The following is a 12,678-nucleotide window of genomic DNA, read 5'->3' on the forward strand; positions in this document are numbered from 1 at the left end:
GGTCAGGAAGACGAGGGGGCTCCGGATGCGTGTGACCCTCCTGCCGCGCGAGGCGGCGGCGCGGCTCATCACGGGAGCGGTGTCGGTGTTCGCCTTCTCGGCGGGGCTGACGATCATCATCCTCACCATCCCGGTGCTCGTGGACACCTTCGTGCGCAACGGGTACCCGGAGGCGATCCCGGTCCCGCTCGCCCTGCTCGTGCTGCTCGTCGCGGCGATCGTGGTGTGCCTCTGGAGGCCCGGTCGTGCGGTCGTGATCGCCTACCTGGTCATCGGCGCGGCGCTCGCCGTCTGCTACGAGGTCGAGCTGCTGACGGTCGACCCCGGGCTGCTCGACGACCAGCGCTTCCTCGTCAACCGCCCGACGCTCGCGCTCGTCGCCATCGGCGTCACCTCGACCTCCGCCATCGCCGGCCTGCTGTGGTGCGTGAGCGGCTTCGTCGTGGCGATGGGGGTCGCCGGGTTCGTGGCGGTGACGACCGGCACGCCGTTCGCACCGGGCTACGGGCCGGCGATGGCGCTGCTGGTGGCGGCCGTGATGTACCTCACCCTCTTCACCATCCAGGCGCGGCAGCGGCGGCGCCTCCCGCGCTTCGAGGAGCTCGAGGACGCCACCCGCCGGCGTGCCGCGGGCGCCGACCTGGCGCGCCGCGCCACCGCGGTGGTGCACGACACCGTGCTCAACGACCTGACGGTCGTCATGAACGCTCCGGACGTGCTCGACGAGCGCAGCCGGCGCGTCATGAACGCTCCGGACGTGCTCGACGAGCGCAGCCGGCGGCGGCTGATCGACGACCTCGACACCCTCGCGGGCGGCGCGTGGGTGCACGCGACGAGCGAGGTGGTGGTGCCCGACGAGAACCAGGCGCGCATCCGGAACGAGCTCGCGCGCATCGCGAGCGACTTCCGCTGGCGGGGGCTCACCGTGAACGTGACGGGCGTCACCACGGGGGTCTACCTGTACGAGCCGAACGCCGGCGACGCGCTCGTCGCCGCGATCCGCGCCGCGCTCGAGAACGTGCTCCAGCACTCGGGGACCGACGTCGCCGAGGTCAACATCATGTACTCCGCGGAGTCGGTCACCTTCATGATCTCGGACCAGGGCGTGGGGTTCGATCCTGAGGACGTCGACGCGAACCGGCTGGGGATGCGGGGGTCGATCGTGGCGCGGATGGAGGCGGTCGGGGGGCGGGCCCGGATCTGGTCGACGCCGGGTTCCGGAACGACCGTGCTGCTCTCGATCCCGGTCACGGCGGTGCTCGACCCCGGCGCACCTCCCCGGCACCAGGAGGTGGGTCGTGGAGAGTAGGCGCCGGACGGCCCTGCGCTACGCCGCGCGCGACGTCGACCCGATGAGCTGGTTCACCGGTCCCTACGTGCCCCTGGTCTTCGCCGTCTTCGTGCTCCTGTACGGCGGACTGGTGTCGTTCCTCACCTGGTCGCAGAGCGCCTGGCCGGCGATGCAGCTCGTGGGCGTCGCGCTGTGCACGGCGGCGTGCGTGCTGCTGCAGGTGATGACGGCTCTGCGCAACCGGCTCGACTGGCAGCTCGGCCTCGTGACCGTGGTGCTCGGCGGCGCGGGTCTCGTGGCGTCCGCGCTGGGCTACGCGCAGTCGAGCGTCGCGATCGAGCTGTGGTGGGCGCCGCTGTGCTACGCCCTCGTGCTCGGATCGCTCACCCCCTACCTCGCGCCCTGGAGGCTGCTGTTCTGGGGAACGGTCGCGCTCGTCACCGCGGTGCCGGTGGCGTCCCTCGTCGTGGATCCCCGGGTGTCGACCTGGGACTCGGTGTCCGTGCTGATCATCGTCGCGACCCCCGTCGCGGTCGGAGTCGCCGGCGCCACCGCCTTCTCCTACACGCTCGTGCGCCGGATGCTGCCCATCGTCGACAACCGCTCGAGCGAGACGGTCTCCGCGCTGCTCGAGCCCGACCCGGCGGACGAGGCCGCGGAGCGCGAGGCGCTCGCCCGCTTCACGGCGCGCGCCGTGCCGTTCCTCCGTGCAATCGCGGAGCGCGGGACGGTGACAGACGGCGACCGTTCGCTCGCGGGCGAGATCGCCCGCTACCTGCGCGACGACCTCGTCTCGCGCACCGACCTCGCCTGGCTCGGCCTGCACGCGGACGACGCGCGGGTCGTGGTGGTCGATCCCGAGCGTCGTGCGCAGTACATGCGGGTCGCCCAGCGCACCGCCATCCGCGATCTCGTGCGCGCGGTCATCGACGACCCGTCGACCGACGCCACGACCATCTACATGGAGCTGCGCGCCCACGACGACGGATCGACCGGCGTCGCCATCACGCTCGACGCCGACCTGCCCGAGGGCAGGCGGGTGCGGCACCTCTCTCCGTACTACTTCAACCTGCGCGGACAGATGCGCGACGTGCGCCTCGGCCGCGACCGCCTCTCGTTCCGCGTGCCGCCGAACGACCCGCGCGATCCGAGTTGATCAGCGGCTGATGGAGTGCCCGGCCGAGCCGAGCTGCTGGGTCGCCTCCACCACGCGCGCGGCGAGCGCCGACTCCGCCCGCTTGCCCCAGGCGCGCGGGTCGTAGACCTTCTTGTTCCCGACCTCGCCGTCGACCTTGAGCACGCCGTCGTAGTTCTCGAACATCCAGCCGGCGACGTCGCGCGTGTAGGCGTACTGCGTGTCGGTGTCGATGTTCATCTTGATGACGCCGTTCGCGACCGCCTCGGCGATCTCGGCATCCGTCGAGCCCGAACCGCCGTGGAACACGAGGTCGAGCGGCTTCGGGCCGGTGCCGTACTTCGCCGCGATGCCCGCCTGGATCTCGCCGAGCAGCTCGGGGCGGAGCTTGACGTTGCCGGGCTTGTAGACGCCGTGCACGTTGCCGAACGTGAGCGCCGCGATGTAGCGCCCGTTCTCGCCGAGGCCGAGGGCCTCGACGGCCTGCTCGACGTCGCCGAGGGTCGTGTAGAGGGCCTCGTTCGAGCCCTCGTGCTGCACGCCGTCCTCCTCGCCGCCGACGACGCCGATCTCGACCTCGAGGATCGCGCGGATGTTCTTGAGGCGCGGCAGCAGCTCCTGGGCGATCTCGATGTTCTCGGCCAGCGGCACGGCAGAGCCGTCCCACATGTGCGACTGGAAGATCGGGTTGCGTCCGGCGCGGACCTCGGCCTCGGACGCCTCGAGCAGCGGCAGGACGAAGCCGGGCAGGGCGTCCTTCGGGCAGTGGTCGGTGTGGAGCGCGACGGTGATGGGGTAGTTCTTGGCGACCTCGGTGGCGAACGCGGCGAAGGCGAGCGCTCCGGACGCGCGGGCCTTCACGCTCTGCCCCGCGAAGTAGTCGGCGCCGCCCGTGGTGACCTGGATGATGCCGTCGGAGCCGGCCTCGGTGAGGCCCTGCAGGATGGCGTTGATGGTCGAGGAGCTCGACGCGTTGATGGCGGGGAAGGCGAAGGCGTTCTTCTTCGCCGTGTCGAGCATCTCGGCGTACTGATCCGGGGTGGCGACGGGCATGGGGGTCCTCCTGGCGGGGCGGGGTGGTTTCGCCACCGAGTCTAGGGGAGGGGCGTCCGGGGCGGACCCGGCTCTCACTCCACCCAGTCGAGGGTGCGCTCGACGGCGCGATGCCATCGGGCGACGCCGTGCTCGCGGGTCGCCTCGTCGATCGCCGGCTCCCAGCGGCGGTCCTCGGCCCACAGCGTCCGCAGCTCGTCGGTGTCCGCCCAGATCCCGACGGCGAGCCCCGCGGCGTAGGCCGCGCCGAGCGCCGTCGTCTCGGCGATCACGGGGCGCACCACGGGGATGCCGAGCACATCGGCCTGGAACTGCATGAGCAGCTCGTTGCCGACCATGCCCCCGTCGACGCGGAGCTCCCGGATGGGGGCCCCGTGCTCGGCGTCGGCCGCGCGCACGACGTCGAGCGTCTGGTAGGCGACCGCCTCGAGGCTGGCGCGGGCGAGATGCGCCTTGGTGGCGAAGCGGGTGAGCCCCACGATCGCCCCCCGCGCATCCGGGCGCCAATAGGGGGCGAAGAGGCCGGCGAAGGCGGGCACGACGTAGACGTCGCCGTTGTCGTCGACGCTCTCGGCGAGGGCCTCGACCTCGGCGGCGTCGCGGATGATCCCCAGGTTGTCGCGCAGCCACTGGATGAGGGAGCCCGCGACCGCGACCGAGCCCTCGAGGGCGAACCGCGGCGGCTCGTCGCCGAGCCGGTACGCGACCGTCGTGATCAGCCCGTGGGCGCTGTGCACGAGCTCGGTGCCCGTGTTCACGATGAGGAAGTTGCCGGTGCCGTAGGTGTTCTTCGACTCGCCCGCGTCGAACGCGGCCTGACCGAAGGTCGCGGCCTGCTGGTCGCCGAGGATGCCCGCGATCGGGGTCTCGCGCAGCAGGCTGCGCGACTCGGCGTGGCCGTAGACCTCGGACGAGGAGCGGATCTCGGGGAGCATCGCGCGGGGCACCCGGAACGCGGAGCACAGCTCGTCGCTCCAGTCGAGGGTCGCGAGATCCATGAGCAGCGTGCGGCTCGCGTTCGTGACGTCGGTGGCGTGCACCGCGCCGCCGGTCAGGTTCCACAGCACCCAGCTGTCGGCCGTGCCGAAGGCCAGCTCGCCGCGCTCGGCGCGCTCGCGGGCGCCGTCGACGTGGTCGAGGATCCAGGCGATCTTGGTGGCCGAGAAGTAGGTCGCGAGCGGAAGACCGGTCCGCTCGGCGAAGCGGCGGATGCCGCCGTCCGCGGCGAGGGCGTCGACCGCATCCTGGGTGCGGGTGTCCTGCCAGACGATCGCACGGTGGATCGGCTTGCCGGTGGCCCGATCCCACACGAACACCGTCTCGCGCTGATTGGTGATGCCGATCGCCGCGACGTCGTGCCGGGTGATGTGGGCGTCCGAGAGCGCGGCGCCGATCGCACGGCGCGTGTTCGTCCAGATCTCCTCGGCGTCGTGCTCCACCCATCCCGGCTTCGGGAAGTGCTGGCGGTGCTCGAGCTGGCCGGTGCTGACGACGCGCCCTCGGTCGTCGAAGACGATCGCACGGGTCGAGGTCGTGCCCTGATCGATCGCGACGATGTGACGGGCCGTTGTCATGCGGTCAGGCTAGACCACCGCTTGCGGAGTGAGCGCTCACTCACTTATGATCGCCGGGTGGTGCTGCCGGAGGAGTTCGTGGTCGTGCGGGAGCGCGCGCGCCCGCTCGCGCCCGACGACCGGCGCGAGGCGATTCTCGACGCCGTGCTGCCGCTGCTCATGGAACGGGGGCGCGACGCCACCAGCCGCGAGCTCGCCGACGCCGCCGGCATCGCCGAGGGCACCGTGTTCCGCGCCTTCGGCGACAAGGAGTCGCTGTTCGCGGCCGCACTCGACCGCCTACTCGACCCCGAGCCCTTCCGCGCCGAGCTGCGCCGCATCCCGCTCGACCTGCCCTTCGAGGACAAGATCGCCTGCGTCATCGAGGCGCTGCGCACCCGGTTCCGCGAGGTGTTCCGGATCATGCAGCTCTTCCAGATGGACGGCCCGCCTCCCCGACGCGAGGCCGCGAACGAGGACTGGCTCGACATCGTGCGCGAGCTGCTCCAGCCCGACCTCGCCCACCTCGGCGTGCCGATCGACACCGTCGCCTGGTACCTGCGGCTCGTCGCCTTCGGGGCATCCATCGAGCCCTTCAACCACTTCCGCCGCTTCGACTCCGCCGAGCTCGCGACCATCGTCGTGCACGGCGTCGCCTTCTGATCCCCGCCCACCCACCGCAACGAAAGAAGCATCCGTGCTCGGCAAACTGCTCGTGCGCCATCTGCGGCCCTACTGGCCGCTCCTGATCGGCGTCGTCGTCTTCCAGCTCGCCCAATCGATCGCGTCGCTCTACCTGCCGGCGCTCAACGCCGACATCATCGACCAGGGCGTCGCGAAGGGCGACACCGGCTACATCCTCGCCACCGGCGGGGTGATGCTGCTCATCACCCTCGGGCAGATCACGGCGTCCATCCTCGCCGTCTACTTCGGCGCGCGCGCCGCGATGGCGCTCGGCCGCGACCTGCGCGCCGCGGTGTTCCGTCGCGTGGGGGAGTTCTCCGAGCGCGAGGTGGCCCGCTTCGGCGCGCCGTCGCTCATCACCCGTTCGACCAACGACGTGCAGCAGGTGCAGATGCTCGTGCTGATGAGCTGCACGATCCTCGTCTCGACCCCGATCCTCGCGATCGGCGGGGTGATCTTCGCGCTCCAGGAGGATCTGACGCTCTCCTGGATCATGGTCGTCGCGGTGCCCGTGCTGCTCATCGCGGTCGGGCTCATCATCGTGCGGATGGTGCCCCAGTTCCGCAAGATGCAGGCCCGCATCGACAACGTCAACCGCATCCTGCGCGAGCAGCTCACCGGCATCCGGGTCATCCGCGCGTTCGTGCGCGAGCAGCGCGAGCGCGAGCGCTTCGCCGTCGCCAACGAGGAGCTCACCGACACGGCGCTGCGCGCCGGACGGCTCTTCGCGCTCATGTTCCCGGTCGTGATGCTCGTGCTGAACGTGTCGAGCGTCGCGGTGCTGTGGTTCGGCGCGTTCCGGATCGAGGACGGCGAGATGCAGGTCGGTTCGCTGATCGCGTTCCTCAGCTACCTCATCCAGATCCTCATGGCGGTCATGATGGCGACCTTCCTCGCGGTGCTGCTGCCGCGCGCCGCCGTGTCCGCCGACCGCATCGGCGAGGTGCTCGAGACCGAGCCCTCGGTCATCGCACCCGTCACGCCGATCACCGAGCTGGCCGCAGGCGGCGAGGTCGAGCTGCGCGCGGCCACCTTCGCCTACCCCGGGGCGGAGGCCCCCGTGCTGCGCGAGGTCTCGTTCACCGCGCGTCCCGGCCGGATGACCGCCATCATCGGCTCCACGGGCGCCGGCAAGACGACGCTCGTGAACCTGCTTCCGCGGTTGTTCGACGTGACCGGCGGCGCCGTGCTCGTCGACGGTGTCGACGTGCGCGAGCTCGACCCGGAGCTGCTGTGGAGCCGCATCGGACTCATCCCGCAGCGCCCGTACCTGTTCTCGGGCACCGTGGCGTCGAACCTCCGCTACGGCAACCCGGACGCCACCGACGAGGAGCTCTGGGCCGCGCTCGAGATCGCGCAGGCGCGCGACTTCGTGTCGGAGATGCCCGAGCAGCTCGAGGCACCGATCGCCCAGGGGGGAACCAACGTGTCCGGTGGTCAGAGACAGCGATTGGCCATCGCGAGAGCCCTCGTGAAACGACCCGAGATCTACGTGTTCGACGACTCGTTCTCGGCCCTCGACACCGCGACGGATGCCCGGCTGCGCCAGGCGCTCGCCCGCGAGGTGGGCGACGCGACCATGATCGTCGTCGCCCAGCGCGTGTCGACGATCCTGCAGGCCGACCAGATCGTGGTGCTCGAGGACGGCGCCGTCGTCGGCCTCGGTACCCACGACGAACTGCTCGCGAGCTCCGACGAGTACCGCGAGATCGTGGAGAGCCAGCTGAGCGCGGAGGAGGCGGCGTGACCCTTCGACACGCGTCTGACGACGCTACTCAGGGCGGCGGCGGCGACAAGACCCCGGCTCGTCCCGCGGCTCCCGCCCGACGCCCCGGCCCCGGTGGCGGAGGCGGCCCCTTCGGGGGCGGCGGCATGCCCGCCGAGAAGGCGATGACCTTCGGCCCGTCCGCGCGGCGCCTCGTCGGGCGCCTGCGCCCGGAGCGGATCGGCGTGGTCTTCGTGATCCTCCTCGGCACGATCGGCGTCATCCTCAGCGTCATCGGACCCAAGGTGCTCGGCCAGGCGACGAACCTCATCTTCGAGGGCGTCATCTCGGCGCAGCTGCCGGCCGGCGTCACGAAGGACCAGGTGATCGCCGGGCTCGAGGCCCAGGGCGAGACCACCCAGGCCGACATGCTCCGCAACATGGACCTGCGCCCGGGGGAGGGCATCGACTTCTCGGCGCTCGCCCTCGTGCTCGGCACCGTGCTGCTGCTCTACGTGCTCAGCTCCGTGTTCATGTGGCTGCAGGGCTACGTGCTGAACGGCATCACCCAGCGCACCGTGCTGCGGCTGCGGAAGGACGTCGAGGAGAAGATCCACCGGCTGCCGCTGAAGTACTTCGACAAGATGCCGCGCGGCGAGCTGCTCAGCCGCGTCACGAACGACATCGACAACATCTCGCAGAGCCTGCAGCAGACGCTGTCGCAGCTGCTCACCTCGCTGCTGACGGTGATCGGCGTGCTCGTGATGATGTTCTGGATCTCGCCGGTGCTCGCCCTCGTGGCGCTCGTCGCCATCCCGGTCACCCTCGTGATCACGGTGCTCGTCGCCAAGCGCTCGCAGAAGCTGTTCGTGGCGCAGTGGACCCACACCGGGTCGCTCAACGCCCAGATCGAGGAGGGCTACACCGGCCACTCGCTCGTGAAGGTGTTCGGCCGCCACCGCGAGGTGCAGGCGCGGTTCGACGAGAAGAACGAGGAGCTGTTCCGCGCGAGCTTCGGCGCGCAGTTCATCAGCGGCATCATCATGCCCGCGACCATGTTCGTCGGGAACCTCGTCTACGTCGCGATCGCGGTCGTCGGCGGGTTGTTCGTCGCGAACGGCTCGATGCGGCTCGGCGACGTGCAGGCGTTCATCCAGTACTCGCGTCAGTTCACGCAGCCGCTCTCGCAGCTGGGGTCGATGGCCAACCTGCTGCAGTCGGGCGTCGCCTCCGCCGAGCGCGTGTTCGAACTGCTCGACGCCGAGGAGCAGGAGGCCGACCCGTCGCCCGCCGACTCGCCGTCGGGCGCGACCGGTCGCCTCGCCTTCGAGGGCGTGTCGTTCTCGTACGACCCGGAGAAGCCGCTCATCCACGACCTCTCGCTCGTGGCGGAACCCGGCCAGACGATCGCGATCGTCGGACCGACCGGCGCCGGCAAGACGACGCTCGTGAACCTCATCATGCGGTTCTACGACCCGGATGCGGGCCGCATCACCCTCGACGGCATCGACACCACCCGGATGACGCGCGACGACCTGCGCTCGCGCACCGGCATGGTGCTGCAGGACACCTGGCTGTTCGGGGGCACCATCCGCGACAACATCGCCTACGGCCGGCCGGACGCCTCGGAGGAGGACATCATGGCGGCGGCGACCGCGTCGTACGTCGGCCGCTTCGTGCACTCGCTGCCCGACGGGTACGACACGGTGCTCGACGACGAGGGCGGCAACGTCTCGGCCGGTGAGAAGCAGCTCATCACGATCGCGCGGGCGTTCCTCGCGAAGCCGTCGGTGCTGATCCTCGACGAGGCGACCAGCTCGGTCGACACCCGCACCGAGCTGCTCGTGCAGCGGGCGATGAGCGCGCTGCGCAAGGATCGCACCTCCTTCGTGATCGCCCACCGGCTGTCGACCATCCGGGATGCCGATCTCATCCTCGTGATGGAGAACGGCGCGATCGTCGAGCAGGGCACCCACGAGGAGCTGCTCGCCGCGCACGGCGCGTACGCGCGGCTCTACGAGGCCCAGTTCGCGGCGCCGCTCGAGGACGAGCCGCAGCCGGTGCCGGCGATGGCCGGCGCTCTGGCCGGGCCGGCGCCGACCACCGGCGGGATCGTGCTCGAGGCGCTCGCCGAGGAGGGTGCGCCCGAGAACGCGGAGTAGTCGACGTCAGGCGGACTTCGCGTCGGCACCGCGGGTGCCGGATGCGGGCGTCACCACGGCGGGATCGATCTCGGGACGCCCGAGCTCGTCGAGGGCGGCGAACTCGGCCTGGGTGAGGTGCTTCGGCGTCTCGTCGATGAGCTTCGGTTCGCCGATCACCTTCGACTCGTCGAGGCCGTCGAGCTTGCGGGCGGTCACGAGCACGCGCTGCTCGAGCGAGCTGGCGAACTTGTTGTAGTGGTTCACCGTCGACTCGATGGCGCCGCGCAGGCGGTCGGCGTGCTCGGACAGGGTCGCGAGGCGCCCGTAGAGCTCCTTGCCGAGGTCGAAGAGGCGCTTCGCGTCCTCCGTGAGCACGTCCTGCTGCCAGGTGAAGGCGATCGTCTTGAGCAGCGCCCACAGGGTGCCCGGATTGGCGAGGATGATGCGCTTCGAGAAGGCGTAGTCCATGAGCGTCGGGTCGGCCTCGACGGCCGCCGCGAGCAGCGGCTCGTTCGGGATGAACGCGATCGTGAAGTCGGGACTCGCGTCGAGCCCCGTCCAGTACGACTTGGATGCGAGCGCGTCGACGTGCGTGCGCACCTGCTTCGCGTGCTGCGCCATCAGGCGCGAGCGCTGCGCCTCCTGCTCACCCGTCGCGCTGGACGGGATGGCGCTCGCCTCGATGAACGAGTTGTACGGCACCTTCGCGTCGACCGGGATCGACTTGCCGCCGGGCAGCGTGACCACCATGTCGGGGCGGCGCGTGCCGCTCTCGGCCTCGATCGTCGACTGCACGCTGAAGTCGACCCTGTTGAGCAGCCCCGCCGACTCGACGAGGGTGCGCAGCTGCGTCTCACCCCAGACGCCGCGGGTGGCGTTGTTGCGCAGGGCGCTCGCGAGCTGCTCGGCGGTGAGGCTGAGCCGGGCCTCCGACTCCGCGGCCGACTTCAACTGCTGGGAGATCTCGCCGTGCTGGAGGGCCCGCTGGGTCTCGAGCTCGACGACCTTTGCCTGCATCGACGTCAGCGTCTCCTTCACGGGGGCGAGCTCCTGCAGGATCTTGTGCTCCGCCGCCGCCTCGGCCTGCCGCTGCTTGGCCTCGAGCTCGTGGCGCTCGACGGTCGCCCGGTACTGCTCCTGCGCGTCGGCGAGCTGCTCGCGCAGCCCCGCGAGCGACGCCTGCGCCGCCGCGAGCGTGCGCTCGACCTCGGCGCGGGCCGCGGCCTCGGCTGCGCGCACCTCGGCGACGACCGCCTGGTGGCGCGCCTCGCGCAGCGCCGCGTCCGCCTCCGTGGAGGGGGCGCGACGGGACCGCGCGACGAGGGTCGCGGCGCCGGCCCCGACGGCGAGGCCGAGCACGAGCCCGATGATCAGCGGCAGCAGTGCGTCCATGCCGCCAGTGTCGCAGCGGCCGCCGACATCTCCGCGGCGACCGGCCGCCGCATCCGCGCTCCGGGTGCAGAAATGCCGGAGATCCGCATCCGCCCGCCGGCCGACTCCCGGAATCCCGGGTCGGATGCCGAGAATCTCCTGCATTTCTGGCAGGCGTGAACAGTCGGCCACGAACCGAAAATGTTAACGAAATGTCTGCGAGTAGCCTCCTGATCATGGCTGCTGAGATCCTCGACCACTGGGTGGGCGGTGCCGTCTTCGCGGGCGCCTCCACGCGCACCGCGCCCGTCTACGACCCCGCCAAGGGCGTCGTGCAGAAAGAGGTGCGGCTGGCCTCCGCCGCGGATGTCGACCACGCGGTCGCCACCGCGAAGGCGGCGTTCCCGGCGTGGGCCGAGGCGAGCTGGGCGAAGCGCCAGCAGGTGCTGTTCGCGTTCCGCGAGATCCTCAACGCCCGCAAGTCCGAGCTCGCGGCGATCCTCACCGCCGAGCACGGCAAGGTCACCTCGGATGCGCTCGGCGAGATCGCGCGCGGCCTCGAGGTCGTGGAGTTCGCGTGCGGCATCCCGCACCTCGCGAAGGGCGAGTACTCGGAGAACGTCTCGACCGGCGTCGACGTCTACTCCCTCAAGCAGCCGCTCGGGGTGGTCGGCATCATCAGCCCGTTCAACTTCCCGGCGATGGTGCCGATGTGGTTCTTCCCCGTCGCGATCGCGGTCGGCAACGCGGTCGTGCTGAAGCCGTCCGAGAAGGACCCGTCGGCCGCGATCTGGATGGCCGAGGCCCTCAAGGAGGCCGGCCTGCCCGACGGCGTGTTCAACGTCGTCAACGGCGACAAGGAGTCGGTCGACGCGATCCTGAACCACGCCGACATCGCATCCGTATCGTTCGTCGGCTCGACCCCGATCGCGAAGTACATCTACGAGACCGCGTCGGCGAACGGCAAGCGCGTGCAGGCCCTCGGCGGCGCGAAGAACCACATGCTCGTGCTGCCCGACGCCGACCTCGACCTGGTGGCCGACTCGGCCGTGAACGCGGGCTTCGGCTCGGCCGGCGAGCGCTGCATGGCGATCTCGGTCGTGGTCGCCGTGGAGCCCGTCGCCGACGAGCTCATCGCGAAGATCTCGGAGCGGATGTCGGGCCTCACGGTCGGCGACGGCACCCGCGGCTGCGACATGGGCCCGCTCATCACGAAGGAGCACCGCGACAAGGTCGCGGGCTACCTCGACGTGGCCGTCGCGGACGGCGCGGAGCTCGTGGTCGACGGCCGCGGCATCGAGGTCGACGGCGACGCCGACGGCTTCTGGCTGGGGCCGACCCTCGTCGACAAGGTGCCCACCTCATCCGCCGTCTACCGCGACGAGATCTTCGGACCGGTGCTCTCGGTCGTGCGCGTGCAGTCGTACGAGGAGGGGCTCGAGCTCATCAACAACGGGCGCTACGGCAACGGCACGGCGATCTTCACGAACGACGGTGGCGCCGCCCGCCGCTTCCAGCGCGAGGTGCAGGTGGGCATGGTCGGCATCAACGTGCCGATCCCGGTGCCGGTCGGGTACTACTCCTTCGGCGGCTGGAAGGACTCGCTGTTCGGCGACACGAAGGCGTACGGCCCCGACGCCATCCACTTCTTCACGCGCCAGAAGGCCGTGACCTCGCGCTGGCTCGACCCGTCGCACGGCGGCATCAACCTGGGCTTCCCCCAGAACGGCTGACCGCTCATC

At 70.7% G+C, this 12,678-nt stretch carries 9 protein-coding genes; 6 read left to right on the forward strand and 3 right to left on the reverse strand.

All coding sequences use genetic code 11. From position 1 onward, the window contains the following. The first annotated feature begins 25 nt into the window (after nt 1–25). Entirely contained in the window at nt 26–1,309 is a 1,284-nt protein-coding gene (locus NUH29_RS05215; protein ID WP_258797965.1) for a sensor histidine kinase, read from the forward strand. After that, nucleotides 1,299–2,447: a hypothetical protein gene (locus NUH29_RS05220; protein WP_258797966.1), complete on the forward strand. Its 1,149-nt coding sequence runs from the start codon at nt 1,299–1,301 to the stop codon at nt 2,445–2,447. Before NUH29_RS05215 ends, NUH29_RS05220 begins: the two co-directional genes overlap by 11 nt. On the opposite strand, the gene fbaA is transcribed toward NUH29_RS05220, so the two are convergent. Further along, the gene (gene fbaA / locus NUH29_RS05225; protein ID WP_258797967.1) at nt 2,448–3,479 is read right to left on the reverse strand and encodes a class II fructose-bisphosphate aldolase; all 1,032 of its coding nucleotides are present in this window, start codon (nt 3,477–3,479) and stop codon (nt 2,448–2,450) included. A 74-nt stretch (nt 3,480–3,553) separates the two neighbouring features. Continuing rightward, complete coding sequence (glpK, locus tag NUH29_RS05230) at nt 3,554–5,053, reverse strand: glycerol kinase GlpK (RefSeq protein WP_258797968.1); 1,500 nt, start codon at nt 5,051–5,053, stop codon at nt 3,554–3,556. A gap of 57 nt (nt 5,054–5,110) precedes the next feature. Here glpK and NUH29_RS05235 point away from each other — a divergent pair, with 57 nt between their 5' ends. Genes NUH29_RS05235 through NUH29_RS05245 form a run of 3 tightly spaced genes read left to right on the forward strand, consistent with a single transcriptional unit; the run spans nt 5,111 to nt 9,583 of the window. Further along, entirely contained in the window at nt 5,111–5,695 is a 585-nt protein-coding gene (locus NUH29_RS05235; protein ID WP_258797969.1) for a TetR/AcrR family transcriptional regulator, read from the forward strand. Nucleotides 5,696–5,729: 34 nt separating this feature from the next. Further along, the gene (locus tag NUH29_RS05240) at nt 5,730–7,463 is read left to right on the forward strand and encodes an ABC transporter ATP-binding protein (protein WP_258797971.1); all 1,734 of its coding nucleotides are present in this window, start codon (nt 5,730–5,732) and stop codon (nt 7,461–7,463) included. Further along, the gene (locus NUH29_RS05245) at nt 7,460–9,583 is read left to right on the forward strand and encodes an ABC transporter ATP-binding protein (RefSeq protein ID WP_258797972.1); all 2,124 of its coding nucleotides are present in this window, start codon (nt 7,460–7,462) and stop codon (nt 9,581–9,583) included. The genes NUH29_RS05240 and NUH29_RS05245 overlap by 4 nt, the downstream gene beginning before the upstream one ends. A 6-nt stretch (nt 9,584–9,589) precedes the next feature. On the opposite strand, the gene NUH29_RS05250 is transcribed toward NUH29_RS05245, so the two are convergent. Further along, nucleotides 9,590–10,957 carry a DNA recombination protein RmuC gene (locus tag NUH29_RS05250; protein ID WP_258797973.1) on the reverse strand — a complete coding sequence of 456 codons (1,368 nt, stop codon included), beginning with the start codon at nt 10,955–10,957 and terminating at the stop codon, nt 9,590–9,592. A 215-nt stretch (nt 10,958–11,172) separates the two neighbouring features. Here NUH29_RS05250 and NUH29_RS05255 point away from each other — a divergent pair, with 215 nt between their 5' ends. Continuing rightward, entirely contained in the window at nt 11,173–12,669 is a 1,497-nt protein-coding gene (locus NUH29_RS05255; RefSeq protein WP_258797974.1) for a CoA-acylating methylmalonate-semialdehyde dehydrogenase, read from the forward strand. The last annotated feature ends 9 nt before the right edge of the window (nt 12,670–12,678 follow it).

This window comes from Protaetiibacter mangrovi, from assembly GCF_024752305.1.
GTDB lineage: Bacteria > Actinomycetota > Actinomycetes > Actinomycetales > Microbacteriaceae > Homoserinibacter > Homoserinibacter mangrovi.